Annotated in this window: 17 protein-coding genes; 10 read left to right on the forward strand and 7 right to left on the reverse strand. The window is 67.4% G+C overall.

From position 1 onward, the window contains the following. Positions 1–149 precede the first annotated feature (149 nt). The 5 genes from AC5P7S_RS10780 to AC5P7S_RS10800 all read left to right on the forward strand — a co-directional run bounded on the left by AC5P7S_RS10780 (position 150) and on the right by AC5P7S_RS10800 (position 5,344). Entirely contained in the window at positions 150–1,856 is a 1,707-nt protein-coding gene (locus AC5P7S_RS10780) for an alkaline phosphatase (protein ID WP_053497129.1), read from the forward strand. Next, positions 1,853–2,398, forward strand: a complete 546-nt coding sequence (locus AC5P7S_RS10785) for a WG repeat-containing protein (RefSeq protein ID WP_095377642.1) — start codon at positions 1,853–1,855, stop codon at positions 2,396–2,398. Before AC5P7S_RS10780 ends, AC5P7S_RS10785 begins: the two co-directional genes overlap by 4 nt. Positions 2,399–2,892: 494 nt before the next feature. Next, a complete protein-coding gene (gene tilS, locus AC5P7S_RS10790; RefSeq protein ID WP_170944906.1) occupies positions 2,893–4,179 on the forward strand; it encodes a tRNA lysidine(34) synthetase TilS in 1,287 nt (428 codons plus the stop codon). A gap of 36 nt (positions 4,180–4,215) precedes the next feature. Next, on the forward strand, positions 4,216–4,476 hold the full coding sequence (locus AC5P7S_RS10795) for an exodeoxyribonuclease VII small subunit (RefSeq protein ID WP_005410522.1): 261 nt from the start codon (positions 4,216–4,218) through the stop codon (positions 4,474–4,476). Then, on the forward strand, positions 4,466–5,344 hold the full coding sequence (locus AC5P7S_RS10800) for a polyprenyl synthetase family protein (RefSeq protein WP_053498934.1): 879 nt from the start codon (positions 4,466–4,468) through the stop codon (positions 5,342–5,344). The genes AC5P7S_RS10795 and AC5P7S_RS10800 overlap by 11 nt, the downstream gene beginning before the upstream one ends. 75 nt (positions 5,345–5,419) lie before the next feature. On the opposite strand, the gene AC5P7S_RS10805 is transcribed toward AC5P7S_RS10800, so the two are convergent. Together AC5P7S_RS10805 and pmbA are read right to left on the reverse strand one after the other, a co-directional pair. Continuing rightward, positions 5,420–5,791 carry a DUF4870 domain-containing protein gene (locus AC5P7S_RS10805; RefSeq protein ID WP_065179227.1) on the reverse strand — a complete coding sequence of 124 codons (372 nt, stop codon included), beginning with the start codon at positions 5,789–5,791 and terminating at the stop codon, positions 5,420–5,422. 87 nt (positions 5,792–5,878) lie between these two features. Further along, positions 5,879–7,246 (reverse strand): metalloprotease PmbA, encoded by a 1,368-nt coding sequence (gene pmbA, locus AC5P7S_RS10810; RefSeq protein ID WP_095377644.1) that lies wholly within the window; start codon positions 7,244–7,246, stop codon positions 5,879–5,881. Positions 7,247–7,314: 68 nt separating this feature from the next. Between pmbA and yjgA the strand changes: the two genes are divergently transcribed. Further along, positions 7,315–7,902 carry a ribosome biogenesis factor YjgA gene (gene yjgA / locus AC5P7S_RS10815; protein ID WP_095377645.1) on the forward strand — a complete coding sequence of 196 codons (588 nt, stop codon included), beginning with the start codon at positions 7,315–7,317 and terminating at the stop codon, positions 7,900–7,902. 41 nt (positions 7,903–7,943) lie between these two features. On the opposite strand, the gene tldD is transcribed toward yjgA, so the two are convergent. Genes tldD through AC5P7S_RS10835 form a run of 4 tightly spaced genes read right to left on the reverse strand, consistent with a single transcriptional unit; the run spans position 7,944 to position 15,424 of the window. After that, on the reverse strand, positions 7,944–9,389 hold the full coding sequence (gene tldD / locus AC5P7S_RS10820; protein WP_005418077.1) for a metalloprotease TldD: 1,446 nt from the start codon (positions 9,387–9,389) through the stop codon (positions 7,944–7,946). A 58-nt stretch (positions 9,390–9,447) separates the two neighbouring features. After that, the gene (locus AC5P7S_RS10825) at positions 9,448–13,305 is read right to left on the reverse strand and encodes a YhdP family protein (RefSeq protein WP_095377646.1); all 3,858 of its coding nucleotides are present in this window, start codon (positions 13,303–13,305) and stop codon (positions 9,448–9,450) included. A gap of 30 nt (positions 13,306–13,335) precedes the next feature. Next, positions 13,336–14,823, reverse strand: coding sequence for a ribonuclease G (gene rng / locus AC5P7S_RS10830; protein WP_005418079.1), 1,488 nt, complete (start codon positions 14,821–14,823; stop codon positions 13,336–13,338). Next, complete coding sequence (locus AC5P7S_RS10835; protein WP_065179231.1) at positions 14,816–15,424, reverse strand: Maf family nucleotide pyrophosphatase; 609 nt, start codon at positions 15,422–15,424, stop codon at positions 14,816–14,818. The genes rng and AC5P7S_RS10835 overlap by 8 nt, the downstream gene beginning before the upstream one ends. A 130-nt stretch (positions 15,425–15,554) precedes the next feature. Between AC5P7S_RS10835 and AC5P7S_RS10840 the strand changes: the two genes are divergently transcribed. The 3 genes from AC5P7S_RS10840 (at position 15,555) to AC5P7S_RS10850 (ending at position 20,149) form a co-directional block, all read left to right on the forward strand. Continuing rightward, entirely contained in the window at positions 15,555–16,292 is a 738-nt protein-coding gene (locus AC5P7S_RS10840; protein WP_005418081.1) for an SIMPL domain-containing protein, read from the forward strand. Between the two features lie 215 nt (positions 16,293–16,507). Further along, a complete protein-coding gene (locus AC5P7S_RS10845) occupies positions 16,508–17,158 on the forward strand; it encodes an energy transducer TonB (protein WP_005418094.1) in 651 nt (216 codons plus the stop codon). Between the two features lie 195 nt (positions 17,159–17,353). Then, complete coding sequence (locus tag AC5P7S_RS10850; RefSeq protein WP_065185490.1) at positions 17,354–20,149, forward strand: TonB-dependent receptor; 2,796 nt, start codon at positions 17,354–17,356, stop codon at positions 20,147–20,149. A gap of 85 nt (positions 20,150–20,234) precedes the next feature. Here AC5P7S_RS10850 and AC5P7S_RS10855 read toward each other — a convergent pair whose 3' ends face one another. Beyond that, positions 20,235–21,302 carry a hypothetical protein gene (locus AC5P7S_RS10855; protein ID WP_141239348.1) on the reverse strand — a complete coding sequence of 356 codons (1,068 nt, stop codon included), beginning with the start codon at positions 21,300–21,302 and terminating at the stop codon, positions 20,235–20,237. 125 nt (positions 21,303–21,427) lie between these two features. On the opposite strand from AC5P7S_RS10855, the gene AC5P7S_RS10860 reads away from it, so the two are divergent. Further along, positions 21,428–22,849, forward strand: coding sequence for a basic amino acid/polyamine antiporter (locus AC5P7S_RS10860; RefSeq protein WP_095377648.1), 1,422 nt, complete (start codon positions 21,428–21,430; stop codon positions 22,847–22,849). The last annotated feature ends 95 nt before the right edge of the window (positions 22,850–22,944 follow it).

Genomic DNA, 22,944 nt, shown 5'->3' on the forward strand with positions numbered 1-22,944 from the left:
ATCCAGAGGGGAAGGAAGGGATGCTGGCACGATAGCCCAAGGCAGCCCGCAGAACGACCGCCCGGCCGGCAAATCAGTGTGTCATCGGCGTGCCTTGCTGGGGCGGGCATAATGAATGTCCCGTTACAGTTTGTGAGATCCCAGCGTCCATGCGTCGTTCCGTCTCCCTGTTGGCCGCCTGCGCCACCACCCTTCTGCTGGGCGCCTGCGCCAGCTCCGCCCCCGCGTCCGCCCCGGCCGGCCTGAAGGTCGCCGTCGATCCCGTCGCCCATCCGGCCGGCGAGACCCCGCAGTGGTGGTACCGCAGCGGGGCCGCCCAGGCTGCGGCCAATGGTGCGATGTCCGGCAAGGCCAAGAACGTCATCCTGTTCCTCGGTGACGGCATGAGCCTGACCACTGTGGCCGCCTCGCGCATCTACGAGGGCCAGCGCAAGGGCGGCTCCGGCGAGGAGAACCTGCTGTCCTGGGAACGCTTCCCGGCCACGGCGTTCAGCAAGACCTACAACACCGATTCGCAGACGCCTGATTCGGCCGGCACCATGACCGCCATCACCACCGGCGTGAAGACCCACATGGGCGCGATCGGCGTCAGTGCCGGAAGCCGCACCGACTGTGCCGACAGCCTGTCCAAGGGCCTGCTGACCTGGCTGCAGCTGGCCGACAGCGCCGGCCTGGCCACCGGCGTGGTCTCCACCGCACGCCTGACCCATGCCACCCCGGCTGCCACCTACGCGCACTCGCCCGAGCGCAACTGGGAAAACGACACCGACCTGACTGAAGCGGCCAAGGCGGCCGGCTGCAAGGACATCGCCCAGCAACTGCTGTCGACCTCGCGCTATGGGCGCGGCCCGCTTGTCGCCCTTGGTGGCGGCCGTGGTGAGTTCACCACCGTGGAAGAGCGCGACCCGGAATACGACGACAAGGTCGGCCAGCGCCTGGACGGCCGCAGCCTGGTCCAGGAATGGCAGCAGGCGCATCCGCAGGGTGCCTATGTCTGGAACAGCAAGCAGCTGGCCGCGGCCGCCAATGCGCCGGCCATCCTTGGCCTGTTCGAACCGGACCACATGCGCTACGAGTACGAGCGCCCGCAGGATCCGGGCGGTGAGCCGAGCCTGGCCGAACTGACGGCTGCAGCGATCAAGAACCTTTCCAGGCACCCGGAAGGCTACGTGCTGATGATCGAAGGCGCGCGCATCGACCACGCCAACCACAGCGGCAATGCCTACCGTGCACTGACCGAGACCGTGGCGCTGTCCGATGCGGTGCGCGTGGCCAACGAGCTGACCTCGGCCGACGACACCCTGATCATCGTCACGGCCGACCACTCGCACACGCTGAACTTCGTCGGCTACCCGGCACGCGGCAACCCGATCCTGGGCAAGGTGAAGGACAAGGGCGGTGAAGACGGCGCCGGCAAGCTGGACTACGCCCTGGACGGCACCGGCCAGCCGTACACCACGCTGAGCTACGCCAACGGCCCAGGCCACACCGGCAGCAGCAACCAGCAGCCGGCCGGGCCGAAGCGCTACCCGCACAACCCAAGCAGCTTCGAACCGGCCAACGGTCGCCCGAACCTGCGCGAGGTCGACACCGAGCATCCGGACTACATGCAGGAAGCGCTGGTGCCGATGAAGTCCGAATCGCATGGTGGTGAGGACGTCGGCATCTGGGCACGTGGCCCAGGCAGCAAGGCGATCCGCGGCACGCTGGAACAGAACGCGATCTACCACATGATCGTGCAGGCCACCCCGGCCCTGCGCGAGCGCCTGTGCCAGGCCGGCACCTGCGATGACAAGGGCGTCCCTGTGCAGTTGCCGGCACCGACGGCCTTCGAACGCAAGGCCGAGGCCAAGTGATCGCGCGGCAGGCCCGCCCTGCCCCTGCCAGCGGCCGCTTTGCGCGGTCGCTGGCAATGCTTGGCGTGCTGGTCAGTGCCAATGCACAGGCACAGGCGCCGGCATGCAAGCTGCTGACCGACGAACACGGGTTGTGGCCGCTCCCCAACTGCGAGGTGGTCGATCACCGGCTGAAGATCAGCGCCGATACGCTGAAGGACCTGAACTACGACGACCACGGCCTGGCCGTGGTGTATGCCGACCAGGGCTTCCACTACGTCGACCGCACGGGCCACAGTCTGCCGGTGCTTACCTGGGACAACGGCCCGGAAACGCCGCAGGAAGGCCTGCTGCGCGGCCGCGTCGGCAATCGCGTGAGCTACTTCGATCTGGAATTCCGCCAGGTGGTGCCGGGCACCTTCGATTTCGCCTGGCCGTTCCAGGATGGCGTGGCCGAGGTCTGCAATGGCTGCCGCCGCGGCACGCCGGATGCCGACGGCCACACGCCGATGGAAGGCGGAGAGCGGTTCCGCATCGACCGCTCGGGCCGCCGGGTGAAGTAGGGTTTCGGCAGGGCTGCGCCCTGCACCTGCCGAAGCCGAAGCCGAAGCCAAATCAAGATCAAAAGCGGCTCTGGTTTTCTGTGAGTTGGGCGGGGCGGTGTGGCTGGTCAGGACACGCCGTAAACCCGTCCATGGGGGCTCGATGGCGCCATCCATGGCGCCAACGGTCCTGCCCACCCACACCGCCCCACCCCCGACAGATTTCCGGTGACGGTTGGACCGTCCACGCCATGCATGGATCAGATCTGTCAGATATCGAATTGAATCCGGGGGTCAGATCCGTTTTCCGCAGGAAAACGGATCTGACCCCATGAGCAATCCGACAGTTCGCAGGAAACTGTCGAAGGCGGGGTGGGTCCGGTTGCAGCGTCCCCCGCAACCGGACCCACCCCGCCATCCCTCAGCAGACCAGCTGTTGCTGTTGCTGTTGCTCTGGCTCGTAGCGGGTGCAGGGCGCAGCCCTGCCAAGTAAACCCCACCCTATACTTGCCACCGTGACTGCCTTCCCTGCCCTCGTTCCGCTGGATGCGCCGCTGCTGGTGGGCTACAGCGGTGGCGTCGACTCCACCGTGCTGCTGCACTGGCTGTGGCGCTGCGCGCAGACCTCCGGCAGCGCCCTGCGCGCGGTGCACGTGCATCACGGCCTGCAACCCGATGCGGATGACTGGGTGCTGCACTGCCGGCAGCAATGCGACGCCTGGGGCATTGAGCTGGCCGTGCACCGCGTGCAGGTCGAGAATGGCACAGGCCTGGGCACCGAAGGTGCCGCGCGACAGGCACGACGTGCCGCGTTCGCGGCTGAGCTGCGCGAAGGCGAAACGCTGGCACTGGCGCAGCACCAGGACGACCAGGCCGAGACCTTCCTGTTGCGCGCCCTGCGCGCTTCTGGCGTCGATGGCCTGGCGGCGATGTCCACGCACAGCCGCCTTGGCGAACATCCCTTGTGGCGCCCGCTGCTGGCGGTACCACGCAGTGCACTGCTCGACTACGCGCGCCAGCACGCGCTGCGCTGGATCGAAGACCCCAGCAACGCGGAAGACCACGCCGATCGCAACTTCCTGCGCCTGCAGGTGTTGCCGTTGCTGCGCCAGCGCTGGCCGCATGCGGCTGCAGCATTGGCGGGCAGCGCGACGCATTGCCGGCAGACCCGCGAACTGCTGGACGAGGAAGATGCCGAGCTGATCGCGCATCTGGAAGTGGCACCGCGCGTGCTGTCACTGGAACTGCTGCGCCAGATGTCGCCGCGCCGCGCGGCACGCGTGTTGCGCGCGTGGGTGCTGGGCCATGATGCGGCACCGTTGCCGGCCTCGGTGTTGCAGCAGGCGCTGGAGGAGCTGTTGCCAGCCGACACCGACCGCCAGGCGCGTGTGCGCTGGCAGCAGCACGTGATCCAGCAATGGCGCGACCACGCCTATCTGCTGCCGGCCCGGCTGCCCTCGCTGCCCCTCGACTGGCAGGCCGTGTGGGACGGCCGTGCACCGCTGCCATTGCCCGACGGCGGCCAGCTGAGCCTGCTGGGCGCCGGCGCTTTCGAACAGCCACTGCAGGTCCGTGCACGCGTGGGCGGCGAGCGCATCCTGCTGCCGGGTCGCCAGCATTCGCACGCGCTGAAGGACTGCCTGCAACGCGAGCACCTCGCCCCCTGGCGGCGCGCCCAGCTGCCGCTGATCTTCGATGGGCCCCAGCTGCTTGCCGCCGCCGACGTGGTCATCGCAGCTCCCCTGCAGGCCTGGTTGCAGGCCCACGACGCGCAGCTGCAGTGGCGTCCCGGCGGCTGGTGAATTGACCCCCGCGCGCAGCCCGTCCACACTTGCCGCATGGCCAAGAAGTCCCCCGAAAACGCCTCCCCGGTCGCCCAGTTCGAGCAGTCGCTCGAATCGCTGGAGCAGCTGGTGGAGCAGATGGAAACCGGCGAGCTGAGCCTGGAAGCGTCGCTCAGTGCTTACGAACGTGGCGTCGGTCTGTACCGCCAGTGCCAGCAGGCGCTGGAACAGGCCGAACTGCGCGTGCGCCTGCTCAGCGATCCGGCGCAGCCGGAAGCATCCGAACCTTTCGATCCGCCCAGCCATGACGGCTGAGGTTCTGTTCGCGCGCTGGCGCGACCGTATCGAAAGCCAGCTCGACGCTGCCCTGCCCTCGCCTGCCGAAGCACCGCAGCGCCTGCACCAGGCCATGCGCTATTCGGTGCTGGGCGGTGGCAAGCGCATGCGCCCGCTGCTGGTGTATGCCAGCGGGCACCTGTTCGGCGCGCAGCCTGAAAGCCTTGACGCAGCGGCGATGGCCGTCGAGCTCATCCACGCCTATTCGCTGGTGCACGACGACCTGCCGGCCATGGACGATGACGCGCTGCGCCGCGGCAAGCCGACCACCCACATCGCCTTCGACGAAGCCACCGCGATCCTGGCCGGCGACGCCCTGCAGACCCGTGCCTTCGGCCTGCTGGCCGATGCGCCACTGCCCGCCACGCTGCGCGTGGCCTGCCTGCAGACCCTGGCCCACGCCTCCGGTGCCTCCGGCATGTGCGGCGGCCAGGCGCTGGACATCGATGCCACCGGCCAGCAGCAGACGCTGGCGGCACTGACCCGCATGCATGCGCTGAAAACCGGCGCGCTGATCCGCGCAGCGGTGCGCATGGGGGCGCTGTGCGGCCAGGCCCACGAACCACAGCTGGCCCAGCTGGACGGCTTCGCCGACGCGCTCGGCCTGGCCTTCCAGGTCCGCGATGACATCCTCGATGTCGAAGCCAGTTCCGAACAGCTGGGCAAGACCGCCGGCAAGGACCAGGCGCAGGACAAGAGCACCTTCCCCGCGCTGCTCGGCATGGACGGTGCGAAGGCGCAGCTGCGCGAACTGGCCGCACGCATGCAGGCTACGTTGGCCGGCCATGGCGAAGAGGCCGACGCGCTGCGCGCGCTGGCCACGCTGGCGGTGGAACGCGATCACTGATCGCTGGCGTGATGCTGCCGCCAAACAGGAACGCCCGGCAATGCCGGGCGTTCCTGTTTGCGCGTGCGGCCGGAATTACTTGATCAGGCGCAGCGCGAACGGGTAGCGGTAGGCTTCGCCGTTGTTGGCCTTCACGGCGGCGATGATGCAGAACACCAGGTTCAGGATGCCGACGATCGGCGCCAGGATGCCGCCGATGATCACGATGGTCAGCACGATGCAGATCAGCATCGCGATGGTGATGGTGATCTGGAAGTTCAGCGCTTCCTTGGCCTGGTCTGTCACGAAGGACTTGCTGGCGTCATCCTTGTTGATCAGCCAGATGATCAGCGGGCCGATGAACCAGGTGAAGATGCCCAGCAGGTGCGCGGCCAGCGCCATGGTGCGCTGGTCGGCCGGGGCATTGGTGGTTGCCGGCGGCGGTGGGACGTTATCGAATTCACTCACGACAAAACTCCTTTTCATTGGGTGGTCTTGACCCACCAGCACCAAGCTGGTTGCGTCAGGCGGGCATAGCTTACGCCATCGACGCCATCAATCATTACCGGCAATGGTCATCCGCCCCAGCAGGATCGAGCCGGTCCGGATGTGCGAGCGCGGGTCGACGTCGCTGCCGACCGCCTCGATGCTGCTGAACATCTCGCGCAGGTTGCCGGCGATGGTGACGCCGTCCACCGGGTACTGGATCTCGCCGTTCTCGACACGGAAGCCGCCGGCGCCGCGCGAATAGTCGCCGGTCACCCCGTTCACACCTTGCCCCATCAGCTCGGTCACCAGCAGGCCGTCACCCATCTGCCGGGCGATCTCTTCGAGCGAGCCGGCATTGGCCGCCAGCTGCAGGTTGTGCACACCGCCAGCATTGGCGGTGGTCTGCAGGCCCAGCTTGCGCGCCGAATAGCTGCCCAGCACATAGCGCTGCAGCACGCCGTCACGGACCAGCGCCGAAGCACGGGTGGCCACGCCGTCGCCGTCGAAGGCGGCCGAGCGCAGGCCGCGGCGCAGGTGCGGCAGTTCGTCAATCTGCATCCACTCCGGGAACAGGCGCTGGCCGACGCTGTCCAGCAGGAAACTGGCCTGGCGGTACAACGCGCCGCCGGACACTGCCGACAGCAGGTGGCCGACCAGGCTGCGCGCCACTTCCGGGGCGAACAGCACCGGCATGCTGCCAGTGGCCAACGAACGCGGCTGCAGGCGGGCCACGGTGCGCTCGGCGGCGCGGCGGCCGACCAGACCCACGTCTTCCAGGTCCCCCTGCGCCAGCGCGCTGGTATACCAGCCATCGCGCTGCATGCCGTCGCCCTGCCCGGCGATCAGCGCGCAGCCGACCGAATGGTGGGTGCCTCGCTCACGACCGAAGAAGCCATGCGAATTGGCGTACACCGACAGGCTCTGCATGCTCGATACGGAAGCGCCCTCGGAATTGCGGATCTGCGCATCGGCCTCGCGGCCAGCGGCCTCGCAGGCCAGGGCCAGGTCCACCGCCTCATCGGCCTGCAGCGCCCACGGGTGCCAGCCATCCAGGTCCGGGAAGTCGGTGGCCATCAGCGCGGCCTCGGCCAGGCCGGCGGCCGGGTCATCCTCGGTATGCCGGGCAATCGCGCAGGCCTGCTCGACCGTAGCGGCCAGGCTGGCCTCGTTCAGGTCGCCAGTGCTGGCACTGCCCTTGCGCTGCCCGAAATAGACGGTCACGGCGATGCCACGGTCACGCGTGGACTGCACAGTCTCGACCTCGCCGAGGCGGACATTGACCTCCAGGCCCCGGTCCTCGCTGCAGCTGACCTCGGCTTGGCTGGCGCCCAGCGCGCGGGCGCGGTCGAGCAGCTGCTGGGAGAGGTCGGCCAGCCGTTCCAGCCGGGCCAGGCTGTCGTCGCCGACGGCCACTTCAGGGGCGATCACGTTCAATGCTTTATCCTGTACGGGTTGGGCCCGGCATCACGCCGGGCGACTTTTTTTGAAATCAGGTAGGGACGATGCGCGGACGCGACGAAGAAACCGGTGAATTCCACGACAAGAGCCGCAGCCAGAACCGGCGCGATGCACTCGACGTGCTGGCCCTGGGTGAGAAGCTGGTGTCGCTGACCCCGGCCCAGCTGGCGCGCCTGCCGATTCCGGAAGACCTGCTGCCGCACATCGCCGAGTGCAAGCGCATCACCGCCCACATCGCCCACAAGCGCCAACTGGCGTTCCTGGCCAAGCACATGCGCCGCGAAGAAGAGGCCACGCTGGATGCGATCCGCGATGCGCTGGACGCCAACAGCGAAACCGGCCGCCGCGAAGTGGCGATGATGCACCGCGTGGAAGACTGGCGCGACCGCCTGCTGGCCGACGGTGACAAGGCGCTGGCCGCCCTGCTCGATGACTATCCGCAGGCGGACCGCCAGCAGCTGCGCACGCTGGTACGCAACGCGCAGGCCGAAAAGGCGAAGAACAAGCCGCCGCGCGCTTACCGCGAGATCTTCCAGGTGCTGCGCGGCCTGATGCTGCCGGCCGCGCTGGGCCTGAAGGCCGGCGCCGAAGACGCCGACCACATCGGGACCGGCGAAGCCGACGAGGACTGAGTCCGCGCCGGCCCGGGCGGTTGCTGTGGCCATCGCCACGCTCAGGCCTGGGTACCGCCGACGGTGATGCCCTCGATCAACAGCGAGGGCTGGCCGACCCCCACGGGCACGCTCTGCCCGTCCTTGCCGCAGATGCCCACGCCCTCGTCCAGGGCCAGGTCATTGCCGACCATGCGCACCTTCTGCATGGTTTCCGGGCCGTTGCCGATCAGGGTCGCGCCCTTCACCGGCGTGGTGATGCGGCCGTCCTCGATCAGGTAGGCCTCGGTGGCCGAGAACACGTACTTGCCACTGGTGATGTCGACCTGGCCACCGCCGAAGTTGACCGCGTACAGGCCCTTCTTCACCGAACGGATCATCTCCTGCGGATCGTGCTCGCCGGCGCGCATGTAGGTGTTGGTCATGCGTGGCATGGTCAGGTGCGCGAACGATTCACGGCGCCCGTTGCCGGTCGGGGCCATGCCCATCAGCCGCGCATTGAGGCTGTCCTGCATGTAGCCGACCAGGATGCCGTCCTCGATCAGCGTGGTGCACTGGCTGGGGTGGCCTTCATCGTCGATGTTCAACGAACCGCGGCGGCCGTCGAGGGTGCCGTCGTCGACGATGGTCACCCCCGGTGCCGCCACACGCTCGCCGATGCGGCCGGCGTAGACGCTGGTGCCCTTGCGGTTGAAGTCGCCTTCCAGGCCGTGGCCGACCGCTTCGTGCAGCAGCACGCCCGGCCAACCCGGGCCGAGCACCACCGGCATCATGCCGGCCGGCGCCGGCACTGCTTCCAGGTTCACCAGCGCCTGGCGCAGCGCTTCCTGGGCGAGGGCTTCGGGGCGGCCGCTGGCAAACAGGTCTTCGTAGCCATAACGGCCACCGCCACCGGCATAGCCGGACTCGCGACGGCCGTTGTGCTCGACGATCACCTGCACATTCAGGCGTACCAGCGGACGCACATCGGCCGCCAGCACACCGTCGCTGCGGGCGATCAGCACTGTATCGACGCCGCCGGACAGGCTCACCATCACCTGCCTCACGCGCGGGTCGGCGGCACGCAGGTAACCATCCAGGCGCTTGAGCACCTCGACCTTGGCTTCGTTGCCGATACCATCGATCGGGTCCAGCGCCGGGTACAGTGCGCGCGCATTGCCGCGCAGCAGCGATCGCCCGGACTGCGCACCGCCCTCACGCGAGATCGCGCGCGCCGACTGCGCCGCCGCCAGCAGCGCGTCGGCATGGATGTCATCGGAGTACGCAAATCCGGTCTTCTCGCCGGAAATCGCACGTACGCCCACCCCCTGCTCGATGGAATGGGCACCGTCCTTGACGATGCCGTCTTCCACGCTCCAGCTCTCGCGGCGGGCGTGCTGGAAATAAAGGTCGCCGAAGTCGACACCGGGGCCGAGCAACTGGCCGAAGGTGCGCTCCAGGCCAGCGGTATCCAGGCCGCCGGGGCGAAGCAGGCGGTCTTGGGCAAGCGTCAGGGCGATATCAGTCATGGTTTCGATCTGGGGGTGCGGGGGCGCTCAGGCAAGCCCCGTGAACAGGGAACCGCGCTCAGCGCGAGCGCGGCAGGTCGGTGACGGTCGGCGGAATGGCCGGTGCAGACGCCGGCTCGGGCGGTGATGGGGACTTGTCGCGGCTGCGCTCGATCACTTCCACCTTCGGCTCCTTCCATGGACCGGTCACCTTGTAGGTTCGGGCGCCAATCTCGCCCAGCGGCTTGGACAATACCGCATTGGTGGCCGCGCCCAGCGCGGCCCCCACCGGGCCGCCGGCCACCGCACCGACCACGGTCAGCAGGTTGCCCGCACGCGGGTTGACGTCGATGGTCTGGTCGAACCGCTGGTTGCGCAGGTCAGCCTGGCCACGGATGGTGATGTTGGCCGCCGGGCCTTCGATCAGCACCTTGTCGGTGCGCGCCATGCCCTGGCCGAACTGCATGCTGCCGTCGATCTGGTTGAACGCGAAGCCCTTGGAGAAAAAGTCGCGGAAGTCGAACATCAGGCGCCGCGGCAGCTGCGCGACGCTGAGCAGGCCCAGCACGCGGCCGGCGCCTGGCTCCAGCTCCAGCAGCTGGCCATTGCGCGCGTGCAGGTCGAGACTGCCCTGCAGGTTGCCCAGCTGGAAGTCCGACGGGCCTCCGCTCCACGAGGCCTGCAACTGCGCCTGGCCGGAACCGCCGCGCAACTGGCCGCCGTAATCAAGATTCTGCATCAACCCACCCAGATCCTCACTGCGCACCTGTGCGGTCAACTCGGTTCGGGCACCACCGGTCCGGCCCAGCCAGCGACCGCTGATGTCGATCTCCTGGTCCGGCGCACGGAAACGCAGCGCATCCACGTTCAGGCCATTGGCCAACGGTCGCGTGCGCAGCACCGCCTGGCCCAGCACCACCTTGCCGAACTTCAGGTCGGCAATGTCCAGCGCGAACGGCGGCAGCTTGGCCGGGTCCATGTCGTTGGCACCGGCCTGTACCCGCGCCGGTGCAACCGGCGCGCCCGGTGCCGCCGGCAGTGACTGCCAGTGCACGCGGTCAAGCTGGCCACTGATCGTGCCACCGTCCGCATTGGGGACAGTCAGGCGTCCGGCCAGCGACGGGCCGTCCAGCCGCACATCCAGTGCCTGTGAGCCCGGGTGCAGCTGCAGCCGGGTCTGCTCGAACACGCCGCCGATCAGCTTCAACTGGCCAACCTGCACGTCCACCGCTCGCAGCGGCATCGCATCGTCGTCCCCGCCACCCCGCGCCAGGCCGATCCACTCCAGCGCATCCAGCGTCGCGCTGCGGCCATTGACCGTCAGCCCGCTCGGCGGCGGCTCACGATCAACATGATCACTGCCCAGCGTGACCTGCACGCCGGTCTGGTTGTTGTGGCTGCGTGCGGCCAGGGCCAGGCGCTGGCCGAAGGCCACATCGATGCGGCCGACGCCCATCGGCAACTGCGCGGCCACCGTGGTCGCCAGCGCTTCGGCGGCCGGCTTGTCCAGCGGTGCCGGCAGGTCCAGCCGGGTGCCGACCAGGTCCGAACTCAACCGCAGTTCACTCGGCGGCGCGGGCGCCCCCGGGGCCACCTTGGGCAGGTTGACCGCGATGGTCCACGCTGAAGTGCCGGTGATGTAGGGCTTGAGCCAGGTCATTTCCGGTGCGCGGTCGATCAGTACGCCCGCATCAAGATGCGCCGTCAGCTGCGATTCGAAAGCCCGCGTGCTGTCGTGCACGTAGCCACCAGCGCGCAGGCTCAGGCGGCCATCCTGGCCGAGGTGGCGCACCGCCAGTTCCTCAGCGCCGAAGCCGCCATTGCTGTAGCGCGCCTGCCCTCGCATGTTGTCGAAGGCCAGCTGGAAGCGCTTGTCGACCAGCTTCACGCCGGTCAGGTCGACCGTCCCCTGCAGATGACCACCGCCTTCATCGTGGTGCAGCGGCTGCAGCAGATCGAAAGTCACATGCGCCGGACCACTGGCGACCAGGTTGTCCAGCGTATCGCCGTAATCCTTGTGCAACGGGCTCTGGCGCAGCATCGCCAGCAGCTTGCCGGCCTCGCTCGGCGCGTCGGCGCGCACGTACAGCGGCTGATGGCCGAAGTCCGGAATGCCGGCTTCGAACTTCTGCACCGCCACGCCCGCCAGGTCGCCACGTCCACGCATGTCGAAGCCGGGGCCGATGAAGGCGATATCGGCATCGACCTGGCGCATCAGCGGCCAATCGTGCTGGAAGCGGATGTCGCCATTGCTGATGTGGCCGGTGGCCTCGAAGCGGCCATCGTTGTTGTCGAACGGCCAGTCGTCCAGGTCACCGGTGACCAGGCCGACACCGCCACGCACCTGGCCGCCGGCCAGTGCCATGTCCAGCCAGTCGGTGGCGCCCTTGCTCATCTTGGAGTGGATCCAGAAGCGCTTGGCCGCCGTCATCGGCACGTCGTCCAGCTTGGCGGCCAGCTGCAGCCACGGCCGCGTGCCGTCGCCCTGGAACCAGACGCCGCCGCGCACGTCGGCCGCGTAGTCGGTGCCCTCCACGCGCATCGCCGGCGTTCCGATCCGCCAACCGCCGCCCTCGTCGCGCCACCCCACGACCTGTCCGGCCAGATGCAGGTCATGCCGCACGCCAAAGCCGGTCGGCCAATCGAACTGCAGCTGCCGTTGCGGCTGCAGCTGCAGGCTGAAGCCATCGGCATCGCCTTCGAAATGTCCACCCAGGCCGCGCAGGCCCGGAGAATCACCGACGCTGGCAAAGCCCAGTGACTGCAGTTCGCCCTGTGCCCGCAACGGGCCATCGCGTTCGCCGGCCAGCTGCAATCGGCGCACCTCCAGCTGCGGCCTGGACAGGAACAGCCAGCGCCGCAGACCCGGTTCAAGGAGATTGCTCAGGGCCAGCCCGCGCAGCGCGGTACCGGCCTGCACCGCACCGGCGTTCACCCGCAGCTGCTTGCCGATCTGCAGCTGCAGGCCATCGAGCTGCTGTGCGCCATCTTCGGTCTTCAGGCGCAGGCGCGGCACCTGCAACGCCCAGCCATCGGCCTGGCGCTGCCAGCGCAGGCGGGCCTGCAGCCGCTGCAGCTGCAGCTGCGGCGCTGCCACGCCGGGCATCGGTGCACCGTCGACGCGCACGTCCCGCAGGTCCGAATCGGTGGTCAGCGCGACCGGCGCGAAATCACGCAGGGTCAGCCACAGGTTCAGCTCGCCCTTGCCCTCGCGCAGGCGCACGCCGCCGGCCGCCAGCAAGGGCGACCAGGTATGGAAATCGACCGGGTCGGCGCCGAGCCAGGCCTGGCCGTTGCCACGCGCACGGTCCACGTCCAGTACCGCGGTCAGCGGCAGCGCTTGTGCATCGGCCCAGGCGCGTACACCCACGCGCAGGCGATCACCATTGACCCGCATGCGCAGGTCGATGCGCGGCAGCGTGGTGTCGATGCCGATTCCCGGCGCGTGCACGCCCAGGCGGCCGCCGATCACCTGCAGCTCGCCGAGCCGGCGCAATGCATCCAGCGGATCCCCCCCGTTGTCGGATTGCGGCAACCCGCGCACCGACCAGCGTCCGTCTTCGCCCTGCTGCAGGTCCAGCGCCAGGCCACGCAGGCGCAGTTCGGTCAGCGAGCGCCCGGGCAGCAGCCCGCTGTACATCGATACCAGCACCTCGGCCTCGCCGATCGCCAGGCCCTGTCCGGCGCCGATGCGCAGGCCCTTCAGCTGCAGCAGTGGGCCACGACGGGTCCAGGCCGTCTGCAGCTGGTCAAAACGCACTGGCTGGCCGGCCCGCTCGCTCAGCCAGGCGGCGATCCTGTCGGGATGACGCTCGGCCAGCGGCAGCAGTTGGCTGAAGGTACCCACCAGCAGTGCAAGCCCGACCAGGCCCACCGCACAGGCGGCAATGAAATGACGGCGGATCCTTCGCAGTCGCAGGCGCGGCGGCGCGCTCATCGGCCACCGCCGGCCTGCAGCCGGCGAGGATCAGAGCAGAACGACATCGAATTGCTCCTGCAGGTACTGCTCGTCCGCCTGGAAGCGGATGCTCTTGCCGAGGAACTCTTCCAGCTCGGCCACCGCCGAGGATTCCTCATCGGTGATGCGCGCGACCACCTTGGTCGATGCGATCACCAGCAGGCGCGCGGCATCGAACTGGCGCACGGCGCGGGTGATCTCGCGGAAGATCTCGTAGGTCACCGTCTCGGTGGTCTTGATGCTGCCGCGGCCACTGCACTGCGGGCAGGTCTCCGACAGCTGGCGCTCCAGGCTTTCGACCGTGCGCTTGCGGGTCATCTCCACCAGGCCCAGCGGCGAGAAGTCGTACACCGTGGTCTTGGCATGGTCGCGGGCCAGCGCCTTTTCCAGCGTGCGCAGCACCTGACGGCGATGCTCTGCATCATCCATATCGATGAAGTCGATGATGATGATGCCGCCCAGGTTGCGCAGCCGCAGCTGACGCGCCACTGCCTGCGCCGCTTCCAGGTTGGTGCGGAACACCGTCTCTTCCAGGTTGCGCTGGCCGAGGAACGAGCCGGTATTGACGTCGATGGTGGTCATCGCCTCGGTCTGGTCGATCACCAGGTAGCCACCGGATTTGAGCGGCACCTGCTTGTCCAGCGCGCGGCCGATCTCGTCTTCCACGCCGAACATGTCGAAGATCGGGCGGTCGCCGGAATACAGCTCCAGCTTTTCGGCCAGCACCGGCATGTACTTGGCGACGAAGGCCTGCAGCTGGCCGAAGGTCTCCTTCGAGTCCACCTTCACCTTGTCCACGTCCTTGCGGATCAGGTCACGCACGGACCGCAGCGGCAGGCTCAGGTCTTCATAGATGATGCTGCACGACGGCGCTTCGCGGCCGCGGCGCTCGACCACGTTCCACACGCGCGACAGGTAGGCGATGTCCTCGGCGATGGCCTCGGCCGGCTGCCCTTCGGCGTTGGTCCGCACGATGTAACCGTAGCCACCATGCTGCGCCGACAGTTCGGTCACCAGCGCCTTCAGGCGGGCGCGCTCGGTTTCGTCCTCGATGCGCGCCGACACGCCCACTACCTTGGACTGCGGCAGCAGCACCATGTAGCGCGAGGGAATGCTGATCTGCGTGGTCAGGCGGGCGCCCTTGGTGCCGATCGGGTCCTTCACCACCTGCACCACGATGTCCTGGCCGTCACGCAGCAGCTCGACGATCGGCACGCTGGCCGGCGGCGGCAGGGTGGTGTTCTCGGTGTCGGCGCTGGCCACCGGTGCCGGGCGCACCACGTCGTTGGCGTGCAGGAACGCGGCGCGCTCCAGGCCGACTTCGACGAAGGCGGCCTGCATGCCGGGCATGACCCGCTGCACCTTGCCCTTGTAGATGTTGCCGACCACGCCACGGCGCCAACCGCGCTCGATGTGCAGTTCCTGCAGCATGCCGTTTTCGATCACCGCGACCCGGGTCTCGCGCGGGGTCACATTGACCAGGATTTCCTCAGACATCGGCAGCCTCCCTGGCGGCATCGGCAGTGGGGACCGGCACGCCACAGCGCGCCAGCAGACGATCGGTATGCAGCAGCGGCAGCCCCATCACGCCGGAGTAGCTGCCGGAAAGATGTTCGATCCAGCGTTCGGCCCCGCCCTGGATGGCGTAGGCACCGGCCTTGTCCAGCGGCTCGCCGGTGGCGACATAGGCGGCGATGTCGGCGGCGTCGATCGGGGCGAAGGTCACCTCGGAAATGACCAGCTCGCTGTCCAGGCCGCCCGCACCGACCACCACCACGGCGGTCATCACCTGGTGGGTGCGCCCGGCCAGCCGCGCCAGCATCGCCCGCGCGTCAGCGGCATCGACCGGCTTGCCGAAGACCTCGCCATCCAGCACGACCTCGGTATCCGAACCAAGCACCCGCGCCTGCGGGTCGTCGGCCAGCACCCGGGCCAGCCCGGCGCGCGCCTTGTCGGCGGCGACCCGGCATACATACTGTTCGGCGCTTTCAGTGGCCGCGCGCTGCTCGACGACCTCCAGGTCAAGGGCCTGGAAGGGGCGTCCGAGTCGGGCCAGCAGCTGGTTGCGTCGGGGGGAGCGGGAAGCAAGATAGAGCATCGGCACAGCATAACCTGAGGCCGCCACCTGAATCGTCGGCAACCCGTTACGGAACGCGTACAACCCCGATCAGGCTCACAGCGCGTTCATCGCTACGACACCACCCTCACCGGCACAACAAGGAGATCCCATGCGCCTGACCGCCACCCCGCTGCTGCTTGCCCTGTCCCTCGCCCTTGGAACCTCGATGACTGCTCATGCCGCTCCGTCGTCGCCGTCGATCGCCGCCGCGGCCGAAGGCACCCTGCTGAACATCTCGGCCAATGCCGAGGCCACCCGCGTGCCGGACGTCGCCACCCTGTCGGCCGGTGTGGTCACCCAGGCAGCCGACGGCAACAGCGCCATGCGCCAGAACGCCCAGCAGATGGACAAGGTGCTGGCCGCGATCAAGGCCGCCGGCATCGCCGAGCGCGACGTGCAGACCAGCGGCGTCAGCCTCAACCCGCAGTACCGCTATGCCGACAATGAAGCACCGAAGATCACCGGCTACCAGGCCAGCAACACGGTCAGCCTGAAGGTCCGCGACATCGCCAAGCTCGGCAAGGTGCTCGACGCGCTGGCCGCGCAGGGTGCCAACCAGATCAACGGTCCGCAGTTTGAGATCGACCAGCCCGAACCGGTCTATGACGAAGCCCGCCTGGCCGCGCTGAAGAAGGCCCAGGCCCGCGCCCAGACCTATGCCAGGTCGCTGGGCCTGCAGGTGCGCCGCATCGTCAGCATTTCCGAGAACAGCAACGGCGGTTTCCGCCCGATGCCGATGATGCGCACCATGGCCGCCGGCGCGGCGATGGACAAGGCCACCCCGGTCGCACCGGGTGAATCGACCGTCTCGGTCAACCTGGACGTGGTGTTCGAACTGGGCCGCTGATCGCGCCCGGCACGGCCGACCCAGGCGGGTCCCGCAGGGGCCCGCCTTTTTCGTCTATTCCGGCGGCGTTGGCTGAAGGCCAGCCCAACGCGCATGCCCCTGCCTCTAGGCAGTGGCCGCCATGCCGCGCTACTGATGAACTGCCAGCCGTGTGCGGCAACCCCGCCACGGACCCTGGTGCGTTGAGGACTTCGTCACTGGCATGGAGGTGGATCATGGTTCGTACCTATCCCGTTGCATCCCCGCACTTCGACCCCGCCCGCGTCGCCGCCTGGAGTGCAGCGATCGCCCTGCACCTGCTGGCCTTCCTGTTGCTGCTCATCCCTGCGACCTACCAGGCCGTGCAGGCCCCGCGTGAAAAGACTCCGGTGCGGCTGATCGAGAAGATCCCGCCACCGCCGACGCCGCCGGCTCCGGTCCCGCCAAAAGAGATCGTCCAGGTGGTACCGAAGCCCCGGACGCAGCCGGTGGTACCGCCACTGCCCGCACCCACCGCGACCGTGGAAGAGACCCAGGGCATCGCATTGCCGGCCGCCGAACCGGCTCCGCCGCAGCTGGCGCCCAGCATCGACACTTCCACCCCGTTGGCCGGCGCCCAGCTGCAGTACCGCAGCGCTCCGCCGCCGACCTATCCGATCCAGTCCCTGCGCAACCACGAACAGGGCACGGTGCTGTTGCGGGTGGAAGTGGACACCCGTGGCCAGCCGGTCGCGGTCAGCGTCGAGCGCAGCAGCGGCTCGCGCAACCTGGACCAGGCCGCCCGCCAGCAGGTGCTCAAGCACTGGCGCTTCGAGCCTGCCCAGCGTGACGGCGTGGCGGTTCCGGCCATCGGCATGGTGCCGGTGCAGTTCTCGCTGCCGGACTGAGCGTCCCACCGGCCCGGCCTTGCGCCGGGCCGGCCACTGCCACTGCCCGGCAAATGCGGACATGCCAGGGGCAAGCGTTACTGATTAAGCAAAAATTCACGACTTCGTCACCTGCTGGAAACCTAGATTGGCGCGTCCCGGTATCGATCCGGCGACAGCCCTCAACGCTACGGTTTTCCAGTTAGGAGAGAAGCTGTGAAACACCCGATCCAACGGCCCGCCAGCCGCCGCCGCACCACCCTGGCATCGTCCATCACCCACATCCTCACCGGCGGCGCCCTGCTGCTGGCCGGCGCCGTCGCTTCCTCCTCCGCCTTCGCGCAGGAAAAAGCCACCAACCTCGACCGCATCACGGTCACCGGCTCCAACATCCCCCGCACCAACACCGAGACGCCGTCCCCGGTGCAGGTGGTGAGCCGCCAGGAGATCGACCGCAGTGGCAAGGCCACGCTGGCCGAGTACCTGCAGACGATCACCGCCGATGGCGCCGGCTCCATTCCCAAGACCTTCGGCAACGGCTTCGCCGGTGGCGGCGCCGGCATCTCGCTGCGCGGCCTCGGTGCGGGCTCGACGCTGGTGCTGTTGAATGGCCGCCGCATGGCGACCTACGGCCTGGCCGACGACGGCCAGAAGGTGTTCACCGACCTCAGCACCATTCCGCTCGATGCCGTCGAGCGCGTGGAAGTGCTCAAGGACGGCGCATCGGCGATCTACGGCTCCGATGCCATCGCCGGCGTGGTGAACATCATTCTGCGCAGCGACTTCGAAGGTGCGATCCTGCGTGCGTCCTACGGCCTGTCCGGTGACAGCGACGGCGATACCAAGAAGGCCACCCTGACCGCCGGTACCGGCGACCTGTCCAAGGATGGCTGGAACGCATTCTTCAGCCTGGATGTCGGCAAGTCCGACGCGATCAAGATCAGCGACCGCAAGAACCGCAAGTGGATCGGTACCGGCGACACGCGCCAGTGGGGCTATGACGCTACCGACGCACAGTTCCTCGGCGGCGCCTACCTCAGCGGCCGTACCAACGGCGGCGTCGGCCCGAACGGCTCGGTGTTCAACAATGATGCGCCGTCGCCGCATCTGGTCGCCCTGCCGGGCTGCGCCAACCTGAGCTCCATTCCGGGCCAGACCGAGGCCTCTTCGGCGGCCCAGGGCTGCCTGTGGGATCCGGCCCAGCAGTTCCGTGACCTGACCCCCGAAGAGAAGTACATCAACGTATTCGGCCGTGCGACCTTCGCCTTCGGTGAAGGCGGCGAGGTCTACACCGAGATCGGCTACTCGAAGAAGGAAACCATCTTCAGCAATACCCCGTCGGGTGTTTCCGGCGGCTGGGGCTTCCCCGGCGGCCCGAAGAACGCCAGCAGCGGTGACGGCGCGACGATGCTCTATGCCGGCCATCCGGACAACCCGCTGCCGTATGCGGCGCGCCTGCGCTACAGCGCGTGGGACGTCGGCCCGCGCGTGACCAACAATACCAACGAGTTCAACCGCTTCCTGGTCGGCGTCAAGGGCAACTGGGGCGACTGGAGCTATGACACCGCCTACCTGCATTCGGGCACCGACCTGGTCAACAAGCGCACCGGCTTCCTGCGTTACAGCTCGGTGCTGTGCGCGCTGGGCAATCCGAACTGCGCCGGTGGTACCTGGCGCATCGGCGACAACGCCAACCTGAACTCGCAGGCACTGTACGACTACATCTCGCCGACCATCAGCGCGCGTGCCAAGTCGAGCCTGGACATGTTCGACTTCACCGTGTCGCGCAGCCTGGCCGACCTCAAGGGGGGGCCGCTGGGCCTGGCGATCGGTACCGAGTGGCGCAAGACCAGCAACAGCCTGACCCCGCAGACCTACACCGACCAGGGTGACATCATCGGCCTGGGCTATTCGGCCTACGACGGCACCCAGAACGTGTACGCCGGCTACGTCGAACTGTCGGCACCAGTGCTGGAACAGCTGGAACTGTCCGGCGCCGTGCGTTACGACAAGTACGAAAGCGGTGAAGGCAAGGCCACGCCGAAGCTGGGCGTGAAGTGGACCCCGGCCGACTGGATCGCACTGCGCGCCAGCTACGCCGAAGGCTTCCGTGCGCCGAACCCGGCCGAGAACGGTGACGGTGGCCTGGCCGCTTTCTCCAACGCACGTGATCCGGTGCGTTGCGCCATCGATGCCGACGAGTGCACACCGCGCTCGATCGCGATCATCACCCGCCCGAACAAGGACCTGAAGCCGGAAGAGTCCAAGAGCTACTCGGTGGGCCTGGTGCTGCAGCCGACCTCGACCACCTCGATGACCGTCGATGCCTGGCAGATCAAGCGCACCAACGAGATCGTGCAGGGCAACACTGCAGCTGCCATTCTGGCCGGCAACGTGCTGCGTGACTCCAACAACATCGGTGGCGTGCCCAACTCGGGCAGCATCCTGGCCGTCAACACCGGCTACGTGAACGCCAGTTCGTCGCGAGTCCGCGGTATCGACACCGATATCCGCCAGACCTTCGATATCGGCCCGGGCCAGCTCGAACTGGACCTGCAGTGGAGCCACATCCTGAAGTTCGAGCGCACCGAAGGCGATGAGACCGTCGACTATGCCGGCACGCACGGCAACTGCGACGTGACCAACTGCATCGGTACGCCGAAGGACAAGATCAACTTCGGCACCACCTGGAAGCAGGGTGCGTGGAGCGTGAGCGGTGTTGCCAACTACATCAGCAAGATGGACAACACCGACAAGCGTGGCGGCGACTACCAGGCGTTCTACGAGGATGGCACGCCGGTGACGAAGATCTCTTCGTTCACCACCTTCGACCTGTCCGGCCGCTGGAACATCACCGACGCCTTCGAACTCAATGCCTCGGTGGCCAACGTGTTCGACCGCATCGCACCGCTCGATCCGACCACCTACGGCGGCGTGAACTACAACCCGATGCACTTCTCCGGTGCACTGGGCCGTTACTTCACCGTGGGCGCCAAGTACACGTTCAAGTAATCCTGCAGCAGCGTCACCTGCAAAGGCCCGGGCCAACACCCGGGCCTTTGCTTTTTCAATGCCACCCGGCATTGTGGAGCCAGCGTCAGCCGAACAACCAAAGCCAGACCATCCAGCAGATCAGCAAAACCGCGGCGGCGGTGAGGCCCCAGAAGCAACATTGGTACAGACGCCGTTCGGCGACCTCCGAATTGAGATCATCACGAGCGGACTGCAGCCCCTTCTGCAACGTCACCTTCTCCTTCCTCAGATCAGCAGCGACCCTCTGTACGCCGGCAAGCAGCTCCTCGCTCTGCTTCAGCTGGGCAGCTAGCCTGCCGTGGCTCTCTTCCAGTGCAAGACTGCGTGCACTCGCCCCTGCCACCTCGGACTGCAGCAAGGCTTCCCGCTCGCTCAACACCTGCAGTTCCTCTTGCTGGCTGCGCACCAGCGCCTCCAGATAATCGTTGCTGCTGGGATTGCTGAGAACCATCGCCTGCAGGAATCCACGCTCGCTTTCCAGCAAGCGCTTGATCCTGTCGAGGTATCGAGCTTCCTCCACATCACTGGTTTCGTCCTCGGGAATGGTGTAGCCGTAGATCGGCACCCTGCCGATATCCACTTCGATCACTGCAATGCCCAGTTGCCGGAGGCCATCCTGTTTTGCAGCATCCACAGCATGTGATCGCCTGACCTCAAGCAGGAACTTCCCGTCCCACTTGGAACCCAGATCATCCTCGCTGGTGAACTCGACATACAGATCTGCCCGATAATCCCCCCTTCCGGGCACCTGCCACTCCTGCTCCACCCGGGAGATCGAGATTCTCGATTCACGCCAGCGACGAGGCCCTTTTCCGGTAGGAAGCGAAAGAACCAGCTGCACATGGTCCAGCCGACTGAAAGCCTCCTTGAACAACAGATGCTGCAGCGATTCGCCTCCCGCTGCCGCTCCGCCCTTCACGCCGTCGATATATGCGAAGTACCACGACCGCCCCTTCATCACGTGCTTCACTGGGCGACGATGACCTGCACGATGCGTTGAGAAATAGCGATCTCCCGTGGGTTCTCCACCATAATCCCTGTTGCGACGGTGGCCCACGGCCTGCGCCGTAACGTACTCGGTTCCATCGGGAGTGAGAAAGGCCCGCGATTTGGTCATGGGGTGCGCGCTCATAAAGGGAAGCCCACTATGCCAACCTTCCATCGCACTCGATGAGATGGATAAGATCGATGACGCGAATGCAACTGCTGCAACCCCCGGCCGAAAGGCCGATGGGATGACCGCAAGGGAACCAAAGCATGCCCTCGTCCAACCAACGTCTCGGCCTGCCCGCGTTGACTGCACTGGTAGTCGGCTCGATGGTCGGCGCCGGCATCTTCTCATTGCCGCAGAACGTTGCCCGCAGTGCCGGCCCGGCCGCCGCGATGATCGGCTGGGCGCTGAGCGGTGCGGGCATGCTGATGCTGGCCTTCGTGTTCCAGGCCCTGGCCAACCGCCGTCCGGACCTGGACACCGGCATCTACGCATATGCACGCGAAGGCTTCGGCAACTACATCGGCTTCTCCGCGGCGTGGGGCTACTGGGTCGCTTCGGTACTGGGCAATGCCAGCTTCTTCGTGCTGATCTTCAGCGGCCTGGGCCATTTCATGCCGGTGTTCGGCGAAGGCAACACGCCAGCCGCCGTGGCCGCTTCGTCCGTACTGTTGTGGACCGTCCACCTGCTGGTGCTGCGCGGCCTGCGCACGGCAGCCATCGTCAACGGCCTGGTGACGGTGGCCAAGCTGCTGCCCATCGCACTGTTCCTGGTGCTGGCCGCCGGTGCGTTCCGCATGGAGGTGTTCCGCGCCGACTTCTTCGGCACGCCTGCGCTCGGCGACCTCGGCCAGCAACTGCGCGGCATGATGCTGGTCACCGTGTGGGTGTTCATCGGCATCGAAGGCGCCAGCATCTATTCGCGGCGTGCCGTGCGCCGTGCCGACGTCGGCCGTGCCACGGTGATAGGTTTCCTGGGGGTCTGGCTGCTGCTGGTCCTGGTCAGCCTGCTGTCGATGGGCGTGCTGTCGCAGGCCGAACTGGCCGGGCTGCCCAACCCGTCGATGGCCTACGTGCTGCGCGCCATCGTCGGCGAATGGGGCGCGACGGTGATCATCGCCGGTTCGATCATTTCGGTGCTGGGCGCGCTGCTGGCCTGGGTGCTGCTGTGTGCCGAAGTGCTGTATGCCGCCGCTGGCGACGGCACGATGCCCGCCTTCCTGGGACGCGAGAATGCGCGTGGCGTGCCTGCCAATGCGTTGTGGTTGAGCAACGGGCTGATCCAGCTGTTCCTGCTGCTGGTGCTGTTCAATGCGGGCAGCTACACCGGCCTGGTGCTGCTGGCCGCATCGATGAGCCTGGTGCCCTACTTCCTGTCCACCGCGTTCGGCGTGCAACTGGCCTGGCGCGGACAGTCCTACGCGGGTGAGCCACGCGTGCGCTGGCGCGATTTCGTGGTCGCGCTGCTGGCCAGCGCCTACGCGCTGTGGCTGGTGTATGCCGGCGGCCTGAACAACCTGCTGCTGTCGGTGCTGCTGTACGTGCCCGGCGTTATTCTGTTTGCGCAGACCCGGCGCCAGCGCGGCGAGCCGGTTTTCACGCGCTGGGAGTGGGCGCTGTTCGGCGCGATCCTGGCAGTAGCAATCGCCACGCTGGTAGCGTTCTGGAAGGGCCGGATCACGCTGTAGCGGCGAGCGCGTGCCCGGCTTGGAGGATGCAGCCGAGCATGGGCTCGCCGCCACAACACGGCAAAAAAAAACCTGCATCTCGCGATGCAGGTTTC

The organism is Stenotrophomonas sp. YJH_SMC_32 (assembly GCF_059369975.1).

What these genes read in the sequence shown, in the direction of transcription:
- AC5P7S_RS10780 (WP_053497129.1), top strand. Translation starts at nt 150, where the DNA reads ATGCGTCGTTCCGTCTCCCTGTTGGCCGCCTGCGCCACCACCCTTCTG.
- AC5P7S_RS10795 (WP_005410522.1), top strand. Translation starts at nt 4,216, where the DNA reads ATGGCCAAGAAGTCCCCCGAAAACGCCTCCCCGGTCGCCCAGTTCGAG.
- AC5P7S_RS10800 (WP_053498934.1), top strand. Translation starts at nt 4,466, where the DNA reads ATGACGGCTGAGGTTCTGTTCGCGCGCTGGCGCGACCGTATCGAAAGC.
- yjgA (WP_095377645.1), top strand. Translation starts at nt 7,315, where the DNA reads ATGCGCGGACGCGACGAAGAAACCGGTGAATTCCACGACAAGAGCCGC.
- tldD (WP_005418077.1), bottom strand. Translation starts at nt 9,389, where the DNA reads ATGACTGATATCGCCCTGACGCTTGCCCAAGACCGCCTGCTTCGCCCC.
- AC5P7S_RS10825 (WP_095377646.1), bottom strand. Translation starts at nt 13,305, where the DNA reads ATGAGCGCGCCGCCGCGCCTGCGACTGCGAAGGATCCGCCGTCATTTC.
- rng (WP_005418079.1), bottom strand. Translation starts at nt 14,823, where the DNA reads ATGTCTGAGGAAATCCTGGTCAATGTGACCCCGCGCGAGACCCGGGTC.
- AC5P7S_RS10835 (WP_065179231.1), bottom strand. Translation starts at nt 15,424, where the DNA reads ATGCTCTATCTTGCTTCCCGCTCCCCCCGACGCAACCAGCTGCTGGCC.
- AC5P7S_RS10840 (WP_005418081.1), top strand. Translation starts at nt 15,555, where the DNA reads ATGCGCCTGACCGCCACCCCGCTGCTGCTTGCCCTGTCCCTCGCCCTT.
- AC5P7S_RS10845 (WP_005418094.1), top strand. Translation starts at nt 16,508, where the DNA reads ATGGTTCGTACCTATCCCGTTGCATCCCCGCACTTCGACCCCGCCCGC.
- AC5P7S_RS10855 (WP_141239348.1), bottom strand. Translation starts at nt 21,302, where the DNA reads ATGAGCGCGCACCCCATGACCAAATCGCGGGCCTTTCTCACTCCCGAT.
- AC5P7S_RS10860 (WP_095377648.1), top strand. Translation starts at nt 21,428, where the DNA reads ATGCCCTCGTCCAACCAACGTCTCGGCCTGCCCGCGTTGACTGCACTG.